The sequence below is a fragment of the Variovorax sp. IB41 genome (genome assembly GCF_016405905.1).
GTDB lineage: Bacteria > Pseudomonadota > Gammaproteobacteria > Burkholderiales > Burkholderiaceae_C > Variovorax.
In genome coordinates this window covers 1-23,809 of record NZ_JAEFCB010000021.1, presented here as the reverse complement: position 1 = coordinate 23,809, position 23,809 = coordinate 1, and the positions used below count along the sequence as shown (strand labels likewise).

The 23,809-nt window shown below is 66.7% G+C and carries 20 protein-coding genes and 1 pseudogene; 9 read left to right on the top strand and 12 right to left on the bottom strand.

Features of this window, described 5'->3' with window-relative positions:
- Nucleotides 1-201 precede the first annotated feature (201 nt).
- On the top strand, nt 202-2,613 hold the full coding sequence (locus JC881_RS27050) for a penicillin-binding protein 1A (RefSeq protein ID WP_198788790.1): 2,412 nt from the start codon (nt 202-204) through the stop codon (nt 2,611-2,613).
- An 18-nt stretch (nt 2,614-2,631) separates the two neighbouring features.
- On the opposite strand, the gene cyaY is transcribed toward JC881_RS27050, so the two are convergent.
- Entirely contained in the window at nt 2,632-2,964 is a 333-nt protein-coding gene (gene cyaY / locus JC881_RS27045) for an iron donor protein CyaY (RefSeq protein ID WP_198788789.1), read from the bottom strand.
- Between the two features lie 63 nt (nt 2,965-3,027).
- On the opposite strand from cyaY, the gene lptM reads away from it, so the two are divergent.
- Nucleotides 3,028-3,246 carry an LPS translocon maturation chaperone LptM gene (gene lptM / locus JC881_RS27040; RefSeq protein WP_233102075.1) on the top strand — a complete coding sequence of 73 codons (219 nt, stop codon included), beginning with the start codon at nt 3,028-3,030 and terminating at the stop codon, nt 3,244-3,246.
- Nucleotides 3,243-4,514, top strand: coding sequence for a diaminopimelate decarboxylase (gene lysA, locus JC881_RS27035; RefSeq protein WP_198788788.1), 1,272 nt, complete (start codon nt 3,243-3,245; stop codon nt 4,512-4,514). The genes lptM and lysA overlap by 4 nt, the downstream gene beginning before the upstream one ends.
- A gap of 6 nt (nt 4,515-4,520) precedes the next feature.
- On the opposite strand, the gene JC881_RS27030 is transcribed toward lysA, so the two are convergent.
- The 5 genes from JC881_RS27030 to JC881_RS27010 form a co-directional block, all read right to left on the bottom strand.
- Entirely contained in the window at nt 4,521-5,180 is a 660-nt protein-coding gene (locus JC881_RS27030; protein ID WP_198788787.1) for a sulfite oxidase heme-binding subunit YedZ, read from the bottom strand.
- 26 nt (nt 5,181-5,206) lie between these two features.
- Nucleotides 5,207-6,220 carry a protein-methionine-sulfoxide reductase catalytic subunit MsrP gene (gene msrP, locus JC881_RS27025; RefSeq protein WP_198788786.1) on the bottom strand — a complete coding sequence of 338 codons (1,014 nt, stop codon included), beginning with the start codon at nt 6,218-6,220 and terminating at the stop codon, nt 5,207-5,209.
- 116 nt (nt 6,221-6,336) lie between these two features.
- A complete protein-coding gene (gene ccsB / locus JC881_RS27020) occupies nt 6,337-7,653 on the bottom strand; it encodes a c-type cytochrome biogenesis protein CcsB (RefSeq protein WP_198788785.1) in 1,317 nt (438 codons plus the stop codon).
- Nucleotides 7,650-9,830: a cytochrome c biogenesis protein ResB gene (locus JC881_RS27015; RefSeq protein ID WP_198788784.1), complete on the bottom strand. Its 2,181-nt coding sequence runs from the start codon at nt 9,828-9,830 to the stop codon at nt 7,650-7,652. The genes ccsB and JC881_RS27015 overlap by 4 nt, the downstream gene beginning before the upstream one ends.
- 116 nt (nt 9,831-9,946) lie before the next feature.
- Complete coding sequence (locus tag JC881_RS27010) at nt 9,947-10,618, bottom strand: c-type cytochrome (RefSeq protein ID WP_198788783.1); 672 nt, start codon at nt 10,616-10,618, stop codon at nt 9,947-9,949.
- 70 nt (nt 10,619-10,688) lie between these two features.
- Between JC881_RS27010 and yihA the strand changes: the two genes are divergently transcribed.
- Nucleotides 10,689-11,444: a ribosome biogenesis GTP-binding protein YihA/YsxC gene (yihA, locus tag JC881_RS27005; RefSeq protein ID WP_198788782.1), complete on the top strand. Its 756-nt coding sequence runs from the start codon at nt 10,689-10,691 to the stop codon at nt 11,442-11,444.
- Between the two features lie 83 nt (nt 11,445-11,527).
- Nucleotides 11,528-12,442 carry an alpha/beta fold hydrolase gene (locus JC881_RS27000; protein WP_198788781.1) on the top strand — a complete coding sequence of 305 codons (915 nt, stop codon included), beginning with the start codon at nt 11,528-11,530 and terminating at the stop codon, nt 12,440-12,442.
- Here JC881_RS27000 and JC881_RS26995 read toward each other — a convergent pair whose 3' ends face one another.
- Nucleotides 12,443-13,327 (bottom strand): LpxL/LpxP family acyltransferase, encoded by an 885-nt coding sequence (locus tag JC881_RS26995; protein ID WP_198788780.1) that lies wholly within the window; start codon nt 13,325-13,327, stop codon nt 12,443-12,445.
- Nucleotides 13,324-14,220 carry a lysophospholipid acyltransferase family protein gene (locus JC881_RS26990; protein ID WP_198788779.1) on the bottom strand — a complete coding sequence of 299 codons (897 nt, stop codon included), beginning with the start codon at nt 14,218-14,220 and terminating at the stop codon, nt 13,324-13,326. The genes JC881_RS26995 and JC881_RS26990 overlap by 4 nt, the downstream gene beginning before the upstream one ends.
- A gap of 218 nt (nt 14,221-14,438) precedes the next feature.
- Between JC881_RS26990 and metK the strand changes: the two genes are divergently transcribed.
- Nucleotides 14,439-15,623 (top strand): methionine adenosyltransferase, encoded by a 1,185-nt coding sequence (gene metK, locus JC881_RS26985; protein WP_042579056.1) that lies wholly within the window; start codon nt 14,439-14,441, stop codon nt 15,621-15,623.
- Between the two features lie 21 nt (nt 15,624-15,644).
- Here the strand turns inward: metK and JC881_RS26980 are convergent, their stop codons facing one another.
- The 4 genes from JC881_RS26980 to JC881_RS26965 all read right to left on the bottom strand — a co-directional run bounded on the left by JC881_RS26980 (nt 15,645) and on the right by JC881_RS26965 (nt 21,383).
- Nucleotides 15,645-17,777 carry a TonB-dependent receptor gene (locus JC881_RS26980; RefSeq protein WP_198788778.1) on the bottom strand — a complete coding sequence of 711 codons (2,133 nt, stop codon included), beginning with the start codon at nt 17,775-17,777 and terminating at the stop codon, nt 15,645-15,647.
- A gap of 72 nt (nt 17,778-17,849) precedes the next feature.
- On the bottom strand, nt 17,850-18,053 hold the full coding sequence (locus JC881_RS26975) for a hypothetical protein (protein ID WP_198788777.1): 204 nt from the start codon (nt 18,051-18,053) through the stop codon (nt 17,850-17,852).
- Complete coding sequence (locus JC881_RS26970) at nt 18,050-19,255, bottom strand: PepSY-associated TM helix domain-containing protein (protein WP_198788776.1); 1,206 nt, start codon at nt 19,253-19,255, stop codon at nt 18,050-18,052. Before JC881_RS26970 ends, JC881_RS26975 begins: the two co-directional genes overlap by 4 nt.
- A 31-nt stretch (nt 19,256-19,286) precedes the next feature.
- A complete protein-coding gene (locus JC881_RS26965; RefSeq protein ID WP_198788775.1) occupies nt 19,287-21,383 on the bottom strand; it encodes a TonB-dependent siderophore receptor in 2,097 nt (698 codons plus the stop codon).
- A gap of 97 nt (nt 21,384-21,480) precedes the next feature.
- Here JC881_RS26965 and JC881_RS26960 point away from each other — a divergent pair, with 97 nt between their 5' ends.
- From JC881_RS26960 to JC881_RS26950, 3 genes and pseudogenes are all read left to right on the top strand, one after another.
- On the top strand, nt 21,481-23,145 hold the full coding sequence (locus JC881_RS26960; protein ID WP_233102069.1) for a phospholipase D-like domain-containing protein: 1,665 nt from the start codon (nt 21,481-21,483) through the stop codon (nt 23,143-23,145).
- Between the two features lie 164 nt (nt 23,146-23,309).
- Entirely contained in the window at nt 23,310-23,600 is a 291-nt protein-coding gene (gene groES, locus JC881_RS26955) for a co-chaperone GroES (protein WP_042579050.1), read from the top strand.
- Nucleotides 23,601-23,630: 30 nt separating this feature from the next.
- A pseudogene (locus JC881_RS26950) lies at nt 23,631-23,809 on the top strand (TCP-1/cpn60 chaperonin family protein); the annotation flags it as partial.

Here is a 23,809-nt window from a genome sequence, read left to right as displayed (position 1 = left end):
AAAATATGCGTTCGGTTGCACTCTAGCAGCAGGCGTAACGCCAACCAAGCAACGCAGGGGGACAAAACGGACAACCGTTGTCAAAACCTGACGTCAAAGCCGCATTCTGTAACTTTTGGATTAGGACTGCACGCGGAAACAAAGATCGGATCGCGCGGGAGGGGCGGCTTTTTATAATGTCCGGTGACTCTCCGGCCCTCCATGCAAGAAACTTCACGCCCCAAAGGGCCAGCCAAGACCCCTCCTCCCGCACGCCCAGCCTGGCTCCGATGGCTGTTGCGCATCGTGTTCTGGGGGTTCGGCATTGCCGCGGCCGGTGTGCTGTCGGTCCTGTGCGTGGTAGCGGTGGCCCTGGCGGTCGCCTATCCGAACCTGCCGGACATCTCGGAACTCTCCGATTACCGGCCCAAGCTGCCGCTGCGGGTTTTTTCCGCAGAAGGCACGTTGATCGGCGAGTTCGGCGAAGAGCGCCGCAACCTCACGCCGATCGCCGCCATTCCGAAGGTGGTGAAGGACGCGGTCCTCGCGGCCGAAGACACGCGCTTCTACGATCACGGCGGCGTCGACTACAAGGGCATGGTCCGCGCGGGCCTGGCCAACCTGAACCGGGTGAAAAGCCAGGGCGCCTCGACCATCACGATGCAGGTGGCGCGCAACGTTTACCTGAGCTCCGAGAAGACGCTGACCCGCAAGGTCTACGAAGTGCTGCTCACCTTCAAGCTGGAGCACCTGCTCAGCAAGGACCAGATCTTCGAGATCTACCTGAACCAGATCTACCTGGGCAACCGTGCCTACGGCTTCGCCGCCGCGTCGGACGCGTATTTCGGCAAGCCCCTGCAGGAACTGACGATCGCGCAGGCCGCCATGCTGGCCGGCCTGCCCAAGGCACCGGGCGCGAACAACCCGGTCAACAACCCGCAGCGCGCGCGCGGCCGCCAGTTCTATGTGATCGACCGCATGCAGGAAGCCGGCTTCATCACCGCCGAGCAGGCAGCCGAAGCCAAGAAGGAAGAGCTGCACCTGCGCGATGCCGCCGACCCCAACCGGCTGCATGCCGAGTACGTGGCGGAGACCGTGCGTCAGCTGATGTATGCGCAGTACGGCGACAGCACCTACACGCGCGGCCTCAAGGTCTACACCTCGCTGGTCGCGGCCGATCAGGCCGCCGCCTACAAGGCGCTGCGCAAGGGCATCATGGATTACGAGCGCCGCCAGATCTACCGCGGCCCGGAGAAGTTCGTCGACCTGCCGTCCGACAACAAGGACCTCGACGAAGCCGTCGACGATGCGCTCACCGACCATCCCGACAACGGCGACGTGATGGCCGCCGTGGTGCTCAAGGCCAATGCGAAAGAAATCACCGCGGTACGCGGCAACGGCGATCCGGTGCAGATCACCGGCGAAGGCCTCAAGCCCGCGCAGTCGGGTCTCTCCGACAAGGCACCGCCCAACATCAAGATCCGCCGCGGCGCGGTGATCCGCGTGGTGAAGACGCCAAAGAACACCTGGGAAATCACCCAACTGCCCGAGGTGGAAGGCGCCTTCATCGCCATGGACCCGCGCGACGGCGCCATCAAGGCTTTGGTTGGCGGTTTCGATTTCGGCAAGAACAAGTTCAACCACGTGACGCAGGCCTGGCGCCAGCCGGGCTCGAGCTTCAAGCCGTTCATCTACTCGGCGGCTTTGGAGAAGGGCTTCACCCCCGCCACGGTCATCAACGACGGCCCGCTCTTCTTCGATGCCGGTACCACCGGCGGCCAGCCCTGGGAGCCCAAGAACTACGGCGGCGGCTACGACGGCCCGATGTCGATGCGCACGGCGCTGATGAAGTCGAAGAACCTCGTGTCGATCCGCATCCTGCAATCCATCGGCACCCGCTATGCGCAGGACTGGATCACCAACTTCGGTTTCGACAAGGACAAGCACCCCGCCTACCTGCCGATGGCGCTGGGCGCGGGCGCCGTCACACCGATGCAGATGGCGGTGGGCTACTCGGTGTTCGCCAACGGCGGGTACCGCGTCAATCCGTATCTCGTGACCCGCATCACCGACCACAAGGACAAGCTCCTGGTCGACAAGCAGCCGTCGCTCCTCAATGAGGCGAACCGCGCCATTCCCCAGCGCAACGCCTTCATCATGGACACGCTGCTCAATTCGGTGGCCCGTGCCGGCACCGCCGCCAAGGCACAGGCCACGCTCAAGCGCGTCGACCTCTACGGCAAGACCGGCACCACCAACGATTCGCTCGATGCGTGGTTCGCGGGCTTCCAGCCCACGATGACGGCCATTTCGTGGATCGGCTACGACACGCCGCGCAACCTGGGCGACCGCGAAACCGGCGGCGGCCTGAGCCTGCCGATCTGGATCAACTACATGGAGACCGCCATCAAGGGCGTGCCCGTGACCGACCTGTCGACCACGCCGCCCTCGGGCATCGTGAACGTGGGCGGCGAGTGGTACTACGACGACTACGCGCCGGGCCGCGGCGTGGCGAGCCTGGGCGTGGAAGCGGCTGCGCCCGTGGCACCGGTGGAAGCCCTGACCGGCGTGCCGGTGAGCCCACCGGCGCCGCCGGAAGAGCGCAACCGCATCCTCGATCTCTTCCGGAACTGACGACGACGAATCGGTTGATCAGCCAGCCGCGAACGCCAGCGGCTGGCCCGCCTGCAACGTGGCCTCGCGCGAGAGGTTGCCGAAGAACTCCTCGCCCGTCTTGGTGTCGACCCATGCCCGGCCGTCGTGCCGGTAGTGATAGCCACCGGACCGCGCGGCCAGCCAGATTTCCTGCAGCGGCTTCTGCAGGTTCACGATCAGCTGGCTCCCGTTCTGGAAGGACATCGTGATCATCCCGCCCACCCGTTGGTTGTCGATGTCGGCGTCGGTCGCGTCGTTGATGCGATCGCAGGCTTGCTCGATCGCAGCGAGCGCTGATTCGGCGCGGTCCATGTACTCGGTGTCGGTCATTACAATTTCGTTATGTTGAATGTTCGCCAAATTCTAGTGACCGCCCGCGGCCGCACTGTGCTCATGGTTTGCATCGCCGCTGCGGCCGCCGGGCTCGCCGCCTGCGGCCAGCGCGGTGCGTTGTACCTGCCGAACGATCCGGCAGCCGCCCAGCGGGCCACCCTGCCGCAATTGATCACCCCCGGCGGCTCCGGCGCTTCTTCCAATGAAGCCGCACCCAAGCCTGCCGCCGCCAGCAGTGCGCCGGCCGCAGCCACCACCGGCAGCGGAGCGCCCAAGTGACCAACGCCTCCCTCCCCGGCCATCCCCATATCGCCCACTGCGACGGCGCCCTTCATGTCGAAGGACTGGCCCTCGATGCGTTGGCGCGCGAGCACGGCACGCCACTGTTTGTCTATTCGAAGCAATGGATGCTGGACGCCCTGGCCGCCTACCAGCGCGGCTTCGAAGGGCGCGAGGCCCTGATCTGCTACGCGATGAAAGCCAATTCGTCGCTCGGCGTGCTGCGCGTGTTCGCAGAAGCCGGCTGCGGCTTCGACATCGTCTCGGGTGGCGAGCTCGCCCGGGTGCTGGCCGTCGGCGCCGATCCGAAGAAGATCATCTTCTCGGGCGTCGGCAAGACCCGCGCCGAAATGCGCCAGGCCCTCGCTGCCGGCATCGCCTGCTTCAACGTCGAGAGCGAGGCCGAACTCGACGTGCTGAATGAAGTGGCACTGGCCGAAGGCCACCGCGCGCCAATCAGCATCCGCATCAATCCGAACGTCGATCCGAAGACGCACCCCTACATCTCCACGGGTCTCAAGGGCAACAAGTTCGGCATCGCGCACGACCGCGCGGTCCAGGCATACCAACATGCCGCGAAGCTGCCGGGCCTGGAGGTCGTGGGCATCGATTGCCACATCGGCTCGCAGATCACCGAAGCCTCGCCCTACCTGGACGCCTGCGACCGCGTGCTCGACCTGGTCGAAGCGATCGAAGCGGCCGGCGTGCCGATCCATCACCTCGATTTCGGCGGCGGCCTGGGCATCGACTACAACGGCGAAGTGCCGCCCAAGGCCGATGACCTCTGGCAGCAGTTGCTCGCCAAGCTCGACGCGCGCGGCTTCGGCGCGCGCAAGCTGGTCATCGAGCCCGGCCGTTCGCTGGTCGGCAACGCGGGCGTGTGCGTGACCGAGGTGCTCTACACCAAGCCCGGCGAAGACAAGAACTTCTGCATCGTCGATGCGGCGATGAACGACCTGCCGCGCCCCGCGATGTACCAGGCCTTCCAGAAGATCGTGCCGCTGCGCATCCGCGCCGGCGATGCGCCGACCTACGACGTGGTCGGCCCGGTCTGCGAGAGCGGCGACTGGATCGGCCGCGACCGTGCGCTCAACGTGCTGGCCGGCGACCTCCTGGCCGTGCTGTCGGCGGGCGCGTACTGCATGAGCATGTCCAGCAACTACAACACGCGTCCTCGCGCGGCCGAAGTGCTGGTGAGCGGCCAGAGCGCCACGCTGATCCGTCGCCGCGAGACGATGGAAGATCAGCTGCGCAACGAGCAGCTCTGAAGCTCTCTAGGTGGTGCTGCGCAGCGGCTTCTCGCCGCCGCGCGCACCGGCGGCAGGCGTCTTCGCTTTCCGCTTGCTCGCGTAGTTCCACACGCGCCATCCCAGCAGCACCGCGATGATCGCGACGTAGACGAACACCTCGGCGAAGTTGTTCTTGCCCGCGCGCATCCAGAAGAAGTGCAAGAGGCCGAGCCCCGCGATCACGTACACCAGCTTGTGCAGCATCTGCCAGCGCTTGGCGCCCATCGCCTTGATCGCGCGATTGAACGAGGTGGCCGCCAGCGGTGTCAGCAGCACGAAGGCCGAGAAGCCCACCAGGATGAACGGCCGCTTGGCGATGTCCTTGGCGATCTCGCCCCACTCGAAGCCCATGTCGAACCAGCTGTAGCACAAGAGGTGCAGCACCACGTAGAAATACGCGAACAGGCCCAGCATGCGGCGAAAGCGCGCGAGTGCATTCCACTTGCTGATGACGCGCAACGGCGTCACCGCCAGCACGATGCAGATGAAGCGCAGCGTCCAGTCGCCCGTGGCGCGGATCAGGAACTCCGCGGGATTCGCGCCCAGCCCATCGGTGAATGCGCCGTACGCCAGCCGCGCGAACGGCAGCAGGCACAGCAGGAAAATGACCGGCTTGGTCGCCGGGTGCATGAGCAGCTTGTTCATGGCGCGAGGACTGGGCGTCGAAGCGCTCAGTAGTTCTTCTTCAGGTCCATGCCCGCATAAAGCTGGCCGACCTGCGCTTCGTAGCCGTTGAACATCAGCGTCTTGTTGCGCTTGGCGAACAGGCCGCCGCCGTCGCCGATACGGCGCTCGGTCGCCTGGCTCCAGCGCGGATGGTCGACGTTCGGGTTCACGTTCGAATAGAAGCCGTACTCCTGCGCCGCCGCCTTGTTCCATGCGGTGCTCGGCTCCTTCTCGACGAAGCGGATCTTCACGATCGACTTGGCCGACTTGAAGCCGTACTTCCACGGCACCACCAGGCGCACCGGCGCGCCGTTCTGGTTGGGCAGCACCTCGCCGTACATGCCGAAAGACAGGAGCGTGAGCGGGTGCATCGCCTCGTCCATGCGCAGGCCCTCGGTGTAGGGCCAGTCGAGCACGCGCGAGCCGACGAAGGGCATGGTCTTGGGGTCGGCGAGCGTCACGAACTCGATGAACTTGGCGTTGCCCTGCGGCTCGACCTTCTTGATGAGCTCGGCCAGCGAATAGCCGATCCACGGAATGACCATCGACCAGCCCTCGACGCAGCGCAGGCGATAGATGCGCTCTTCCTGTGCGCTCAACTTGAGCAGGTCTTCGATGCCGTACTTGCCCGGCTTCTTGACCAGGCCTTCGACCTCGACGGTCCACGGGCGGGTCTTCAGCGTGCCGGCGTTCTTGACCGGATCGCCCTTGTCGGTGCCGAACTCGTAGAAATTGTTGTAGCTCGACGCGTCCTTGTAGTCGGTGAGCTTTTCCATGCTCTGCGCACCCGGTACCGTCGACTTGACCGCGGGCAGCAACGCGAGCTTGTGCGGGCCGGTGGCCTGGGCGAAGGCTTCGCGGCCGGCAAAGCTGGCGAGCGCCGCACCTGCCGCGCCCGTGGCCATCAGCTTGAGCAGGTCGCGCCGGCCCTCGTAGGCGGCGCGCGGCGTGATCTCGCTCGACAGCGGATGAATGAAGCCGCTGGTGTCGCGGCGGTGCGAGCGGGAATGGAACGACATGACAGGCCTTTCGCGTGAATCGTTGGTCTCAGGGTAGTTCGTGACATCCCCTGGTTTGGTTACGCGCCGTGGTGGCGCGCGGTTTCAATTCTTCGCGAAAGGCCGAGGGCCTGCGCCTACAGCGTGCCGTAGCTGTGCAGCCCGCTCAGGAACATGTTGACGCCCAGGAAGGCGAAGGTGGTCACCGCCAGTCCGCCCAGCGCCCACCAGGCCGCCACGGTGCCGCGCAGGCCCTTCACGAGCCGCATGTGCAGCCAGGCCGCGTAGTTGAGCCAGACGATCAGCGCCCAGGTTTCCTTCGGGTCCCAGCTCCAGTAGCCGCCCCAGGCGTCGGCCGCCCACAGGGCGCCGAGCACAGTGGCGATGGTGAAGAAGGCGAAGCCGACGGTGATCGACTTGTACATGACGTCGTCGAGCACCTCGTTGGCCGGCAGGCGCGCCGCGATGCGTTTGCGCCCAAGCAGGATGCCCGCGGCGATCAACGCCGAGATGCCCGCATAGATCACCCAGTAGCTGCCGCCGGCTTCCTGCACGCGCTGGCGAAACGCCACCGGCACGAAGCAGAGGGCCACGCCCAAGAGCCAGATCGGCGTGAGCTTGTACCAGCGGGTCTCGGTGGCCTGCTCCTTGATGAGGTAGGCGAACGCCACCATCGCCGCGAGCGAGAAGGTGCCGTAGCCGATGAAGTTGGCGGGCACGTGCAGCTTCATCCACCAGCTCTGCAGCGCGGGCACCAGCGGCTGGATTTCATGCGCCTCGCGCACGATCGTGTACCAGAGCAGGAAGCCGACCGCGGCGCTCACCACCAGCATCACGAAGGCGCCGAGCGCGCGCGTGTTGTAGCGCTCCTCGAAGTAGAGGTAGAACGCGGCCGTCAGCCAGCAGAACAGCACGAACACTTCGTACAGGTTGCTCACCGGGATGTGGCCGATGTCCGGGCCGAGCTGGTGGCTCTCGTACCAGCGCACCATGGTGCCGATCAGCGCCATCGTCACCGCGGCCCAGGCCAGGCGCGAGCCGATCGCGTCGAAGGTGTCGGCCTGCTTGCCGCCGAAGAAGCCGAGCCAGTAGAAGACCGTGCTCATGAAGAACAGCACGCTCATCCAGAGGATGGCCGACTGGCTCGAGAGAAAGTACTTGAGCCAGAACACCGAATCGGCGCGCGCCAGGTCGCCTTGGTACGAAGTGATCGCCAGCAGCGAGGCCGCGGCCACCACGATGGCCAGCACCCGCAGCGGCCGCCAGAACCAGCCGATGGAGATCATCGCGATCACCGCGGCGGCGAGGATCGGCTTCTCGTAATAGTCCATCGACCCCGCATAACGGGTGAAGGCGAACAGGCCGCCGGCCAGCACCAGCGCCGCGAACACCCAGTCGAACAGGTTGCGGCGCGAGAGCCAGCTTTCATTGAGCGTGAGGGTCGTGGTGTTCATGGTGTCTCTGGTTCTGCTTTGTTCAGCGCGAGCAGCTTGTGCTTGAGGTGCTCGAATTCACGGTCGCTGTCGATCGTCTTGCGGTTGACCGAAAAGGCCATCGTGGCGGCAGTGGCGCCGCCCTCGCTGCCTGCGGAAGCGCCACCATCGGGTGTCAGCCACACCCAGAGGCGCCGCTCGCGCACGTACAGCATGGCAAAAATCCCGACGATCAGCAACAGACACCCGAGATAGACGACGTTCTTTCCAGGTGCACGCGCCACCTGGAACACGCTGGCCTGCACCTGGGTGAAGTCGGTCATCATCATCGCGACGGGCGCCGGATAGAAATGCGCATCGCTGATGGCCAGCACCGCCTGGGTGAGATAGGCCTGCGACTTGTCGTCGCTCGGCAGGGCCGCGAGGCCCGCGCCTTCGCGGCTCAGATTGAGCACTTCGAACAGCACGTCGTTGAGGATGCGCACCAGCACCGCGCCGGCGCGTTCGCGCTCGGCCTCGGGCACGTTGACTTCCATGAATTCGGCAATCGCCTGCCAGCCGCCGGCGGTGGTGGCATCGGCCCGGGCGCGCTCGCTGCCCGAGAACAGCGCGAGCGCGCGGGTGGCCGACACGCGCAGCTGCTCGGCCATCTCCGGCCGCTTTGGATCGCTCGCCTTGGCCACGTAGCGCTCGATGGCGCGCGCGCGGGTGTCGGGGTCGCCGAGCGCGGTGCGCATGCGCACGAACCCGTCCATCGAGCCCTGCTCGTCGGCCGGCACGCGCAGGTAGCGGAACGGGTCCTCAGGCTTCTCGCGCATGCCCAGCAGGAACACCGGCTGGCCGTCGCCGGTATCGACCGGCACCATGTAGTTCTGGTACTCCCGCGCCTGGCCGGCCGCGTCGCGCAGCTTGTAGCCGATGCTCGGGCCGATGTTGCGCAGCACCTTGGGCTTGTTGGTCTTGTTGGCGGCGCCCAGGCGCGATTCGAGGCTGTGGCGCAGGTCGACCTTGCGCACGTCGGCGCCGCTTCCCATCGCTCCGCCGTCCGCGAAGTTCTCGACGTTGATCACCCGCAGCGCGGCGTACTCGAGCGTGAGCTTGTCCTTGCCGTTGGTGATCTCGGTGTTGGGGCCGCCGATGACGCCCTCGACCTCGAAGGGCTTGGCCGCGGCCGCCATCGGCACCGCCTTGAGCTTCACCTTGGAGCCGCCGTCGTCGAAGCTCGACTGGTAGATCTCCACGCCCTTGTAGCTGGCCGGATGGTTCACCTCGATGCGCGCGGGCACCTGCGCGCCGGTCTCGCGGTCGTGCAGCACCACCTCGCTCGCGAAGAGCTTGGGCATGCCGGTGGAGTAGTAGTCGACGATGAACTTCTTGAGCTCGATGGAGAACGGCAACTCCTGCAGCAGCACGCCGTCGGCCTGGTTCAGGATCGCCACGCTGCCCTGCCCGCCCTCGGGCACGAGGATGTTGCCGCGGAAGGTCGGGTTGTTGACCGAGAGCCGGTGCTCGGGGGCCACGTCGGCGATCATGCCGCCGCCGGTGAACACGCTCTTGCCGTTGAACCAAGTCTGCGCGCGCACCACGAGGTCGCCGTCGAGCAGCCCGCCGATGCACACCAGCACGATGGCGCTGTGCGCCGCGATGTAGCCCAGCTTGTGCGCGCCACCGGCACGCGCGGCGACCATCCAGCCAGGTGCTGCCTTGCCGTCGCCGGAACCCTCGCGCTGTTGCAGCTTGACCTTCCAGCCACCGCTCACCAGCAGCTGGCCGATGCGGTTGGCGGCGGCGTCCGGCGTTTCGGCGAGCGTGTTCTCGGCGCGCTGGCCGAAGGCCTTCAGGCTCTGCGCGCGGATGTCTTCCTTGAAGGTCTTCAGGTCCACCAGGATGCGCGGCGTGTTGCGCGCGATGCACAGGGAGGTGCTGATCACCAGGAACAGCAGGATCAGCAGGAACCACCAGGCGCTGTAGATCGAATCGAGCCGCGCTGCCCGGAAGAACTCGGCCCAGAACGGACCGAACTGGTTGATGTAGTTGTTGATCGGCTCGTGCTGCTTGATGACCGTGCCGATGATCGAGGCGATGCAGATGACGGTGAGCAGCGCGATCGCGAAGCGCATCGACGAGAACAGCTCCACCGCCGCGCGAAGCACTTGCGGGCCGCGATGAACGCGAAGGCCATGGGTGGAGACTGACATCGGATGGGACTGACTGGAAAGAGAGGAAAAGCAAAAGGGCGGGCCATCCTCCTGGATCGGCCCGCCCTTTGTTTGGGGTTGTTGTCGGCGGTTAGTTCACGCTGGAAAGCGCGGAATCAGCGCAGGCCGGCGATGTAGTCGGCCACGGCCTTGATTTCGCGATCGTTGAGCTTGGCGGCAACGCCCGTCATCGGCAGGCTGTTGTTGCGCACGTTGTCGCGGAAGGCGGTCAGCTGGGCGATGGTGTATTCGGCGTTCTGGCCACCCAGGCGCGGGTACTGGGCGGGGATGCCCGCGCCGTTCGGGCTGTGGCAGCCGGCGCAGGCCGGGATCTGGCGATCGCCGATGCCGCCGCGGTAGATCTTCTCGCCCATGGCGATGGTGTCCTTGTCCTTCGAGAAGCCCGTCTTGACCTTCTTGGAGCCGACGAACCAGGCGATGTTGCGCATGTCCTCGTCCGACAGCGCCGAGGCCAGCGGCTTCATGATCGCGCTCTTGCGGGCGCCGGACTTGAAGTCCTGCAGCTGCTTGAGGATGTATTCGGGATGTTGTTGCGCCAGCTTCGGGTTGGCCGCGATGGCCGAGTTGCCGTCGGCGTTGTGGCACGAGGCGCAGCTCTGGCTGTTGGCCGGCGTTGCGTTGAACACCGTGTCGCCCTTGGCGGGATCGGGCTTGGCCGGCTTGGCGACAGCTGCTGCGGGGGCAGCGGCATGCTCATCGGCTGCGAAACTCGCGCTGGCTACGACGCCCATGAGGGCCGCAAGCAGAATATTGGCAAACAACTTCATATCGGGGGCTTAGATTTATGGCGCAAAACCCCGCGATTCTACAATGGCGCCCCGTTCCGAAAGCCCATTGATGACCTCCCCGCGCGCCAAGTCCGCCGCTTATCCTCCCCGCGCGGCCCCCGCCGCGGACCCGCAGGTCGCCGAACGCGAGCGCGTGGCACTGGGTTGGCTGCACACCGCCCACTTCCTCACCAGCGCTCCGCAGCTGGAACACCTGCCTCCCGTGGACCTGCCCGAGATCGCTTTCGTCGGCCGATCGAACGCCGGCAAGTCGACCGCCATCAACACCCTCACCCAGCAGACGCGCCTGGCTTTTGCCTCGAAGACGCCGGGCCGCACGCAGCACATCAACCTCTTTGGCATCGGCAAGCAGAAGGTCGACAACGCGGTGCTGGCCGACCTCCCTGGCTACGGCTACGCGGCCGTGCCGAAGGAAGCCAAGCTGCGCTGGCAGCGCGTGATGGGCAACTACCTCATGACGCGCGAAAGCCTGCGAGGGGTTGTCCTGATGTGCGATCCGCGCCACGGCCTGACCGAGCTCGACGAAATCCTGCTCGATGTGATCCGCCCGCGCGTGCAGCAAGGCCTCAAGTTCCTCATCCTTTTGACCAAGTCGGACAAGCTCACGCGCAGCGAGGGCGCCAAGGTGCTGTCGATCACGCGACTCCAGGCCGGCGGCGGCGAGGTCAAACTGTTCTCGGCGCTGAAGAAGCAGGGCGTCGGCGACGCGGCCCAACTGCTGTGGCAGTGGGTGCACCCCGAAGGCGGCGCTGCGCCGGCCGGACAGGAACCACAGGAAACGCCGGAGCCTCCGGAAGAAACCTGAGGCCGAACGGCTGCATTGACCGTCCCGCCTGCTTCATTCACTATCAAAACAATAGCGACAGTCAACCCAAGGAGACGAGAAGCATGATCGAGACCTTCCAACGCAGCCTGCCCAACGGCACCACCCTGAGCTGCCGCGCGGCCGGCAAGCCGGGACAGCCGCTGATGGTGTTCCTGCACGGCTTTCCCGAGGCGGCGTTCATCTGGGACGAGCTGCTCGATTACTTCGCGGACCCCGCGCACGGCGGCTACCGCTGCGTGGCGCCCAACCTGCGCGGCTTCGAAAAGTCGAGCGCACCCACCGAGGTGGCCGCGTACAAGGCGCACCTGCTGATCCAGGACATCCAGCAGCTCGTCGCCACCGAAAGCGCCGACGGTTCGATGGCCGCGCTGGTTGCACACGACTGGGGCGGCGCCTTCGCGTGGGGCTACGCCAACGCGTTCCCGGCGCAGGTCGGCAAGCTCGTGATCATCAATTCGCCGCACCCCGGCACCTTCACGCGCGAACTGCGCAACAGCCCGGCGCAGCAGCAGGCCAGCGCGTACATGAACTTCCTCGCGCGACCCGACGCCGAGGCGTTGCTCGCGGCCGACGACTTCAAGCGCATGTGGCCCTTCTTCCTGCTGATGAAGGCCGGCCCCGACGGCTTCGGCTGGCTCACCGAAGAAGTGAAGCAACAGTACCGCGAGGTCTGGAGCGCGGGCCTCACCGGCGCCTGCAACCTCTACCGCGTGACGCCGATGAAGCCGCCGCTGCCGGGCCAGACCATCGAAGGCATTCCGGTGCTGCCGCCCGAACGGCTCGTGGTGAACGTGCCGACATTCGTGTTCTGGGCGCTGGACGATGCGGCGCTGCTGCCGGGCCTGCTCGAAGGCCTCGAGGAGTACGTGCCGAAGCTCGAGGTCAAGAAGGTGCCGAACGCGACCCACTGGATCGTGCACGAGCAGCCGCAACTGGTCGCGCGCGAGATCGAGGCCTTCCTGCAGCGCAACCCGTGATCAGTAGATCTTGGGCTCGCCGTCGGGGCGCGTCTTGAACCGGCGGTGCACCCAGTAGTACTGGGACGGCATCGCGTCGATGTACCCCTGCAGCCGCTCGTTCATGAGCGCGGTGTCGGCCTCGACGTCGTCGGTGGGGAAGTTCTGCCACGCCGACTTCACTTCGATCTCGTAGCCGCCGGGCGTGAGCTTCGCCACCACCGGCACCACCTTGGCCTTGCCCAGCCGCGCGAAGCGCGAGAGCGAGGGCACGGTCGCGGCCTGCACACCGTAGAACGGCACGAAGATCGTCTGCTCGCGGCCGAAGTCCATGTCGGGCAACAGGTACAGCAGGCCGCCCTTGCGCAGCCCGGAGAGCACCGGCTTGATGCCGTCCACCCGGTTGAGCGCCGCCACGTCGCCGAAGCGCGTGCGGCCTTCGCGGATCCAGGCATCGACCATAGGGTCGCGCTGGGTCGTGTAGATCGTGGCCGAGGGGCGCGCCGTGTGCATGGTGAGCGCGGTGGCTGCGGCGTCGAGGCCGTAGAAGTGCGGCGCGAACAGGATCATCGGCGCGTCGCCCTCGGCGATTTCGGCGATCTCCGACGCCGAGCCCACGATCTTCAGCCGGCTCGCCACCACCTTCTCCGGTGCATGCCAGAGCCAGCTGCGGTCCAGCCACGACTGCGCGACGAAGACGAAGGTTTCGCGCGCAATGGCGCGGCGCTCGGCCTCCGATTTCTCGGGAAAGCAAAGGGCCAGGTTTCGGTCGACCACGCGCCGCCGCGGCACGGCGATGGTGTGAAGCAAGCGGCCGAGGACCTTGCTGAAGCCGCGCACGAGCGGCAGGGGCAGCGGTGCCAGCACCCGCATGAAGCCGATGCCCAGGCGTGAACTGAGGCTCATGGCGTCTGCTCCCCGGCAGCGGCCGCAACGGCCCGGTCGGCACGCGGCTCCTTGTAGCGCGCGTAGTCCCAGACGTACTGGTCGGGCAGACTGCGGATCAGGCGACCGATGCCGTCGTTCATCGCAGCGGCAGCGTCTTCGACGCTGGCCTTCGGATCGGTCAGCGCCGTGCCGACGATCGGCTCGAAGCGGATCACGTAGCCCGCGCCGCGCGGCAGCCGCTCGCACACGCTGAGGAAACACGCCGCACCCGTTTGCTGCGCGAGGCGCGGAAGCAGGGTCATGGTGTAGGCCGGCCGGCCGAGGAACGGCGCCCAGACGCCCTGCCCCATCGGCGGCACCTGGTCCGGCAGGATGCCCGTGTAGCCGCCACTTCGCAGCGTGCGGATCAGGCCGCGTACGCCGGTGTTGTTGGTCGGCAGCGTCTGCAGGCCGGGCCGGTCGCGCGAACCCGCGGCGATCAGGTCGGCCATCCACTTCTTGCGCGCCGGACGGAACAGCGCGGTGATCGGCCCGAAGGCTTCGAAGAAGCGCTCGCCGATCGCCTGGCCGCACATCTCCCAGCTGCCCAGGTGCGGGGCCACCAGGATCACGCCCTTCTTCGCCCGCATGGCGGCCTCGAAGGCTTCGACGCCTTCCCAGCGCACGACACGGGGCAGCACGCTCTCGCCTTGCGGGCGCAGCCACAGCCAGGGCAGTTCGGACGCCATGTGGCCGGCGGCGGCGATGGCGGGGCGGTATTGGCCGGGGGTGAAACCCGCGCTTTCGGCATTGGCCTTGAATCGGCGGCGGTAGTTCGGCGCGCAGAACCAGACCAGCCAGCCCAGCATGGCGCCCAGGCGATGCATCAACGGCATCGGCACGCGGGCAAGCAGGCGGAACAGGGTGATCATTGAAACGGGAGGGGAGTCAAAAAACGGACGCGCGCGCATGGTATTGCGCGGCTCGAATAGAATGCAAATTGTCGCCGAGTTACGGAACAACTTGCAGGGCGACAAACACAAGCGCGAAGCGATTGTGCCCCGCCGATTCTCGGCACATCTGCTAAAGCGTTCGCCAGGGCTCCGCAGAGTTGGCAACGCGCCAAACCACTTCAAGGAGCTTTGAAAAAATGGCGAACGACTTCCTCTTCACTTCCGAATCCGTCTCCGAAGGCCACCCCGACAAGGTCGCCGACCAGATCTCGGACGCCATCCTGGACGCGATCTTCGAGCAGGACCCCCGCAGCCGCGTGGCCGCCGAGACGCTGACCAACACCGGCCTCGTGGTGCTCGCCGGCGAAATCACCACCAACGCTCACGTCGACTACATCCAGGTCGCGCGCGACACCATCAAGCGCATCGGCTACGACAACACCGATTACGGCATCGACTACAAGGGCTGCGCGGTGATGGTCTGCTACGACAAGCAGTCCAACGACATTGCCCAGGGCGTGGACCACGCCTCCGACGACCACCTGAACACCGGCGCCGGCGACCAGGGCCTGATGTTCGGCTACGCCTGCGACGAGACGCCCGAGCTGATGCCCGCGCCGATCTACTACGCCCACCGCCTCGTGGAGCGCCAGGCCCAGCTGCGCAAGGACGGCCGCCTGCCGTTCCTTCGCCCCGACGCCAAGAGCCAGGTCACGATGCGCTACGTGGACGGCAAGCCCCACAGCATCGACACCGTGGTGCTCTCCACCCAGCACAGCCCCGACCAGAGCGAGACCTCCACCAAGATGAAGGCCTCGTTCAACGAAGCCATCATCGAAGAGATCATCAAGCCCGTGCTGCCCAAGGAATGGCTCAAGGACACGCGCTACCTGATCAACCCGACCGGCCGCTTCGTCATCGGCGGCCCGCAGGGCGACTGCGGCCTCACCGGCCGCAAGATCATCGTGGACACCTACGGCGGCGCCTGCCCGCACGGCGGCGGCGCGTTCTCGGGCAAGGACCCGTCCAAGGTCGACCGCTCGGCCGCCTATGCCGCGCGCTACGTGGCCAAGAACATCGTGGCCGCCGGCATTGCGCGCCAGTGCCAGATCCAGGTGGCCTACGCGATCGGCGTGGCCGAGCCGATGAACATCACGGTCTACACCGAAGGCACCGGCGTGATCCCCGACGAGAAGATCGCCGAACTCGTGCGCGAGCACTTCGACCTGCGTCCCAAGGGCATCATCCAGATGCTCGACCTGCTGCGCCCGATCTACCAGAAGACCGCCGCCTACGGCCACTTCGGCCGCGAAGAGCCCGAGTTCACCTGGGAGGCGACCACGCAAGCGCCCGCACTGCGCGCGGCAGCCGGCCTCAAGTAAGCAGAAAAAGACGGTGGGTCGTCAGAAGCGGTATGCGCCGCCGAGGCCCACCGTCCAGTTACGGCCCGGCGCGGGCTCGTAATAGCGCGCATTGCCCTCGTTGACGATGACCGAGCCCACGTAGCGCCGGTCGAACAGGTTGTCGACACGCGCGAAGGCGTTGAACTCCCAACGCTCCCATTTCTTCAGATAGCCCGCATACAGCGCCGCGACGGCATAGCCCGGCGCGCTCGCGGTGTTGACGTCGTTCGCCTGGATGCGCCCGAGCGCGCGCATCTCGATGCCGGCGCGCCAGCCCTCGGGCGGCACCCAGCCCAGCGATGCGAAGAGCGACTGCCGCGCGATGCCCGGAATGCGATTGCCGCCCGCCACCGTGTTGGCGGCCGCGCACGGCGACGGCGAGCAGAAGGCATCGCGGTACGTCGCATCGAGCCACGTGTAGGCCAGCTGCGTGCGCCAGTGGTTCGCCGTCTCGTGCTGCCAACCGAGCTCGAAGCCGTTGCGCCGTGTGCGCCCCGCGTTCTGAAAGGTCGCGCGGCCGCCGACGTTGGTGTCGGTCACGATCTCATCGCGCGTGCGTGTCTGGAACAGCGCCGCCGTCAGCAGTCCGCCCGCGAGCCGCGCCTTGGCGCCCAGCTCGATGCTGTCGTTGACCGACGGCCGCAGCGCGAAGTTGAGGCCGCTCGCGCCGCCCGAGCGGTACGAGAGCTCGTTGAGCGTCGGCGTTTCGAACCCGCGGCCGATGGAACCATAGAGCGCGAGATCGGGCGTGGCCTGGTAGCGCAGCGACGCCACCGGCAGCGTCTTGCTGTAGCGCGCGGTGCCGCTGTCGTCGCGATTCGCGCCCACGATGTAGCGGTCGTTCGATGCGAAGTGCACGCTGCTGCGGCGCACGCCGGCCTCCAGCGTCCAGCGGTCGGTGAAGCGCCAGGTGGCCTGCGCGTAGGGGTCGAGGTTCCAGACCTCGTTGCGCTCGCTGCGGCGCAGGCGACCCTGCACGCCCAGCACCGGATTCGCGACGCTGCCCAGATAGTTCTCGTAGCCGCGGCGGCGCTCGCGCAGGCTGTCGTAGCCAAGACCCGCCACCACGTCGAGCGGCCGGTCCGCCAGCTGCAGCGCGGCGGTCCAGCGCACATCGACGCCGCCGTACTGCCGCGAGAGATCGATCACGCCGCCCGCATGCAACGGGTTCTGCTGCGCCGAGGGCGGAATCGACTGGTACTGCGTCGTCTTGCGCTCGCCGCCGTAGACCATGAGGCGCAGCCCCTGCGTCGCGTCGATGCGCCGCTCATAGAGCAGGCCCACCTGCGTCTGCTCGACCGTCTTGCGCGTGTCGTACTGCGTCGCGAGCGGCGCGTTGCGGGGCGCGAGCGCGTACTGGTCGGCGGTCAGGCCCAGCGGGTCCTGCGCGTCGATGCGCACGCTGTTGAGCACGATCGTGAGCTTGTCGCCGTTGTCCAGCGCGATGCCCAGCTTGCCGTTGGCGATGTCGCGCCGCGCGGCGCTGTGCTCGCGCCAGCCGTCGGTGTGAAAGCGGCTCGCGCCCAGCAGGTAGTCGACCGCGCCCTGCGAGCCGCTCAGTTGCATCGACTGCCGCCAGGTGCCGAAGCTGCCGCCGGCCGCGGAATAGGAAAGGCGCGGCGCGCCCTCCCCCGATGCGGTGAAGGCCTGCAGCACCCCGCCCGACGAGTTGCCGTAGAGCGCCGAGAACGGCCCGCGCAGCACCTCGACGCGATCGACGGAGCCGATGTCGATGTTCGACGTCTGCCCCTGCCCGTCGGGCAGCGTGGCCGGAATGCCGTCGACATAGAGCCGCACCCCGCGCACGCCGAAGGTCGAGCGCGCGCCGAAGCCGCGGATCGACAACTGCAGGTCTTGCGCGTAGTTCAAGCGGTTCTGCACCTGCAGCCCCGGCACCGCGCCCAGGCTTTCGGAGAGGTTCACCTGCAGGCGGCCCTCGCGCATTTCCTGGCCATCGACCCGGTCGACGGAGCCGGGCACGTTGAACGGCGCGACCTGGCCGCGGGGCGTGGAGACGGTGATCGGGGGCAGTTGGCCCGCTGGCGCTTCGGCCATTGGCGCCGGCTGGGCATTCGCCGCGATGGGAACGCCCAGCAACAGCAGTCGGGCGGCGTGGGCGAGTGCGGCATTCATTGCACCGATTCTGCGTTGACGCGCCAACACCCTCGCCTAGCGAGAACCCGACGAGAAGGAAACGGCGTGCGGCTAGCGCTCGGGCGACCGGCGCCAGCCGTACCAGGCGCACACCGCGACCGGAATGCCCAGTGCCGCCCAGGCCAGCATGTCGCCCAACCCGCCGTCGCTGAAAAGCGCGGAGACGAGGCCGATGCTCGTCAAGAGGCCGAGCACGATCGGCCAGCCCCACATGCGCCAGAAGGACTGGTGCTGCGTCTTGTGGTGCGCCGTCATGCCTGCACCTTCATGGCCGGTGCCGGGTCGGGCTGCGGGCCCGATCCCGCGGGTGGCGCGCGCTCCGTGGCGGGCGCGGTCGAGGTCGCGGTCGATTTGGCCGGCACGGTGTTGCCGCGCTTGAGCCAGAGATAGAGCCCGCTGCCCAGCACGATGATGGTGGCGATGTCCAGCAGCGCCCAGAGGATCTGCATCGGCATGCCGCCGTAGTCGCCGAAGTGCAGCGGCTGCGACACCAGGAGCGCCGTGAGGTACCAGGGCATCTTGGGCGCCGCCGTCACTTCCGCGGTCTTGGCGTCGACCAGCACGGGCTGCAGGAGCTTCGAGGTGAAGGGCTCGTTGCCGCGCATGAAGAAGGTGTTGTGGTGCGGGCTGGAAAACGAGGTGCCGGGAAAGGCGATGAACGACAGCTTCATGCCGGGCGTGCGCTGCATGGCCTCGTCCATCGAGCGCTGCACCGAGCCGCGCTCGGCCGCAGGCACGATCGGCTCGTTCTTGTAGGGCGTGAGCAGCGCGCTGAGCTGGTCGTACTGCCAGTACTTGATGACCAGGTCGGCCCACGTGTTGATCATGCCGGTGGAGCCCACCACGAACAGCCACACCAGCGTGACCACGCCCAGGAGGTTGTGCAGGTCGAGCCACTTCAGGCGCGGGCGCTTCTCGCGGCGCACGGTGCCGAAATCGAGCTTGCGCATGAAGGGCGAATAGAGCACCACGCCCGAGACGATCGCCACCAGCAGCAGGAGGCCCATGAAGCCCAGGAAGAGCTTGCCCGCCAGGCCCGCGAACAGGTCCACGTGCAGCTTGAACATCACGTACATGAAGCCCTCGTCGAACTTGGGCTGGGCCAGCACGACGCCGGTGCGCGCGTCGACCGCGACCGACTTGAAGTCGTCGGTGGGCTCGGGCGTGGGCGTGAGCGTCACGAACCACAGTCCGTCGTCGTCCTCGGGCTGCGAGGCGAACTGCACCACGCGGTCGGGGTGCTTGGCCTTGGCGATCTCCAGCACCTTGTCCAGGCTCACCCGCGGCGCGTTCGCCGGCATCTTGGGTGCCTCGACCTCGGTGCCCAGCAGGTGGCCGATCTCGTGGTGGAAGATCAGCGGCAGCCCGGTGATGCACAGGAGCAGCATGAACACCGTGCACACGAGGCTGCTCCACTTGTGCACCCAGGCCCAGGTCTTGATCTTTCGGCTGTTCATGTCGTCGTGCTCTGTGGGTTGAAGGCGGAGTTTAGAAGCGGTAGGTCGCGCTCGCGACGACGTTGCGGCGGGAGCCATACCAGCAGTCGCCGCGCGACAGGCAGGTGCTGAAGTACACCTTGTCCGTCACGTTGTTGATGTTGAGCGCATAGCGCCACTGCGCGGTCTCGTAGGCGAACACCAGGTCGGCCAGCGCGATGCCCGGCACGCGCGGGCCCACGCCGAACTGGGTGTCGCGGAACGAGCTCATCAGGCGCACGCCGGCACCGGCCGAGAAGCCGTTCACGCCGCCGATCGAGAAGCGGTACTTGGCCCAGACGCTGGCCTGGTGCTTGGGCAGGCCCTCGATCTGTGCGTCGGCATCGGTGTAGTTGTAGTGGGCGACCAGGTCCAGGTCGCGGCCGATCGAGCCCTTGGCCTCGAGCTCGACGCCCTTGGTCTTGGTGAGGCCGCGCTGCGAGAACACGTTCGGCTGCTCCTCGACGATCTGGTTCTTCTCGCGCAGGTCGTACACCGCGGCACTGAAGGCCAGGGCGCGGTCCTTGGGCTCGTATTTCACGCCCACTTCCCATTGCTCGCCGCGCAGCGGCGTGAAGATGCGCCCCTGGCGCGGCGACTGCGGCGTGAACGACTCGCTGTAGCTCACGTAGGGCGACCAGCCCGAGGGCGAGGCGTACATGAGGCCGAAGCGCTTGGTGGTGGCGCTGCTCTTTTGCTCGTCGCTGCCGGCGGCGTTGGAGACGGCCTTGTCGTGGCGCAGGCCCGCGACGAAGATCCAGTTATCGAGCTTGATCTGGTCCTGCAGGTACAGGCCCGTCTGGCGCTGGCGGGTGCGCGGCAGCGCGACGGCTTCGGGCACATCGCGATGGCCGTAGACCGGCGCGTAGACGTCGATGGTGTCGACGGTCGTGCCGCTCCAGACGTTCTCGCGCTGGCGCGCGAAGTCCGCGCCGACGAGCAGCGTGTGCTTCAGCGCACCTGTCTGGAAATGGCCTTCGATGTGGTTGTCCAGCGTCTGGGTGCGGTTCAGGGTCAGCTGGTTGTCGAAGTAGCGGCCGAGCACGCGCTTGGCGACGGGGTCGCTGGACCAGCTGTCGAAACCGCTGAACGCGGCGCCATAGTGGTACTGGTTGGCGTTTTCGTTCTGCGCGTAGCGGAAGTTCTGGCGCACGGTCCAGTTGTCGTTGAACTTGTGCTCGAACAGCCAGCCGAAGGTCTTGCGCTCGCTGTTGTAGAAGTCGCCCGGCTCGCCGATGAATCGGCTGCTCGGCAAACGCCCGTTCGGGTTCGGCAGCAGCGTGCCCTCCCACGGCAGGAACTGCGAGCTGCTGCCGCTCTTGTCTTTTTGCCACAGGCCTTGCAGCGTGAGCGAGGTCGCCGCGCTGGGCCGCCAGGTGAGCGAAGGGGCGATCAGGCTGCGGTCGTCGGGCACGTAGTCGACCTGCGTGTCGGACTTGCGCTGCAAGGCGATCAGCCGGTACGACAGGGAGCCGTCGGCATTGAGCGGGCCGGTCAGGTCGGCCTGGATCTGCTTGCGGCCGAAACTGCCGAACTGCACGCCCACTTCGCGCTGGGCGTCCTGCAACGGCCGCTTGCTGACCATGTTGACCACGCCCGCGGCCGTGCCCGCGCCGAACAGCATGCCCGAGGGACCGCGCAGCACTTCGAGCCGCTCCAGCGTGTAGGGCTCGGTGCGGGTGGTGCTGGTGTAGTAGCCGTAGGCTTGGCGCAGGCCGTCCAGGTAGACGTCGGGGTAGGCGCCGCGCACGCGCACGGAGTCGGTCCGCGAGTCCAGGCCGTAGGCGTCGGAGCGCACGCCGGCGGCGTAGTTGAGCGCGTCCTGCAGGCTGGTCGCGCCCTGGTCGACCATCTGGTCGCGCGTGACGATGGTCACGGACTGGGGCGTTTCGGACAGCGGCGTGTCGGTCTTGGTGGCGGTCGCGGCGTTTTTCGCGCGGTAGCCGATGACGGGGGTGGTGGCGGTCTCGGGGGCGGCGTTCGCATCGACCCGTATTTCAGACAGCGAACCCTCTGCGGCGGTCTGCGCCAACACCTGGTGCTGCGTGTAAACGGCCATGCATCCCACCAGCACCGAAGCGGCTCTGCGCTGCACCAACGTCCTCTTCATCCTGCTCCACTCCAAATATCAATTAAGAACCATTCTCATTGTAATAGTCACAAAGTCTCAATTCATCCCATTTCCAAGCTCGGCGAAGGGAGTTGCGTTGCGAATTCGCGTCCTCGGCCCGAAGCAGAGCGGCTACGATGCCGCGGCACGTTTTTCCGTGCTGGCAGGCCTCATGCACAAGCTCATCGCCCTTCTGTTTCCTGCGCTGCGCGCCCCGGTTCTGCTGCTGATCGCGCTGGTGCTGACCGGCTGCGCCGGGCTCCCCCCGCGCACGCCCGAGCCGCCGACCGCATCCATCGCGGCCTCCCCCGCCACCGCGCTCGGCCGCGCCGCCATCCGCCTGAACACGCCGCCCGACGGGCTCTCCAGCCTCCGGCCGCTGATCGAGTCGTCCTATGCGCTCGACGCGCGGCTGGAACTCATCCGGCGCGCGCAGTCCTCGCTCGACGTGCAGACCTACCAACTGGGCAACGACAAGACCGGACGGCTCCTGCTGCGCGAGTTGCGCGATGCCGCCCGGCGCGGCGTGCGCGTTCGCCTTTTGCTCGACGATTTCTACACGGCCGGCATGGACCGCCTCCTGCTGGGCCTGGCCGCCGAGCCCAACGCCGAGGTCCGGCTGTTCAACCCCTTCGTCAACCTGCGCGACCATTCCTCAGGGCGATGGCTGGAGTTCTTCGGCGATTTCCGGCGGCTCAACCACCGCATGCACAACAAGCTGTTCGTGGCCGACGGCGCCATGGCCATCGCGGGCGGCCGCAATCTCGCCGACGAGTATTTCCAGCGCAGCGAAGTCGCGAACTTCATCGATTTCGAGCTGGTCATGGCCGGCCCCGTGGTGCCGGAGTCGGCCGCCATCTTCGACACCTACTGGAACAGCGACGTGGTCTACCCGCTCCAGCGGGTCGCCGGCACCACCCGCACGCCGGCCGAGCTGAAATCCGCGTTCGATGCCGACACCGGCCCCGCCCACGCCCCGCCGCCCGATCCGCTGCCCGCCACCGACCTGCTGGGCGACCCGCCGCTGGCCGCGCAGCTGGCCAACATCGACGAGGCGAAATGGATGCGCGCCGAAGCGCATGCCACTGCCGACAGCCCCAACAAGGCACTGGGCGTGATGGCGCATCCCACCGAGTCGCTGGCGCAGCGCTTTCACGAGATGCTGGCCACCGCCCAGTCGAACGTGGTGGTGATCTCGCCCTACTTCATTCCGGGCGAGGAGGGCATGGCGCGCATCCGCATGGGGCGCGAGCACGGGATCAACATCACCGTCATCACCAATTCGCTCGCCGACAGCGACGAGCCGCTGGTCAACATCAACTACAACCGCTACCGCGTCGACATGCTCAAGCTGGGCGTGAACCTGTACGAGGTCAGCACCCAGCAGCTGCGCCGCAGCGGCCAGTTCCGCGATCTGCTCAAGAAGGCGCGTGGCCGGCTGCACGCCAAGCTGGCGCTGGTCGACCGCCAGTGGGTGCTGCTCGGCTCCATGAATCTGGATCCGCGCTCCGCCCGCCTGAACACCGAATTCGGCGTGCGGGTGCGCAGCTTCGACCTCACGCAGGCGCTGCTTTTCGCCTACCAGCTGGACGACATCGAGGGCGTCTACCGCGTCGTGCTCAAGCCCGACGGCCAGAACGTGCAGTGGATCGGCACCGGCGACGTCACCAACGAAGTGCTCGACAGCGAGCCCGACTCCAGCATGCTGACCCGGCTGCAACTGCTGCTTTTCTCGTGGTTCGTGCCCACGGACCAGTTGTAAGCGACCGCCCGCCGGCAACCCCCAGGCCTTGAAAGGCCACCGATTGCCCTTATGATTAGCACTCGCTGATGATGAGTGCTAACAAGCCCTCGCTCCCAGTCGATGGGCCGCCGACCTTCAGTCCGGCGCCCGACCCCAACCCCGTTTCTTATCCAGGAGATGCAATGAAACTTCGTCCTTTGGCCGATCGTGTGATCGTCAAGCGTATCGACAGCGAAACCAAGACCGCCTCCGGCATCGTCATCCCCGACGCAGCCGCAGAAAAGCCCGATCAGGGCGAAGTCCTGGCCGTGGGCCCGGGCAAGCGCACCGACAAGGGCGAACTGACCGCACTGACCGTCAAGGTCGGCGACCGCGTCCTGTTCGGCAAGTACAGCGGCCAGACCGTCAAGGTCGACGGTGACGAATTGCTCGTCATGAAGGAAGACGACCTGTTCGCGGTCGTCGAGAAGTAATCCATTCCATCCCATTCGGAGTAATTGAACATGGCAGCAAAAGACGTAGTCTTCGGCGGTGAAGCCCGCGCACGCATGGTCGAGGGTGTCAACATCCTGGCCAACGCAGTCAAAGTGACCCTGGGCCCCAAGGGCCGCAACGTGGTGCTCGAACGCTCGTTCGGCGCCCCCACGGTGACCAAGGACGGTGTGTCCGTGGCCAAGGAAAT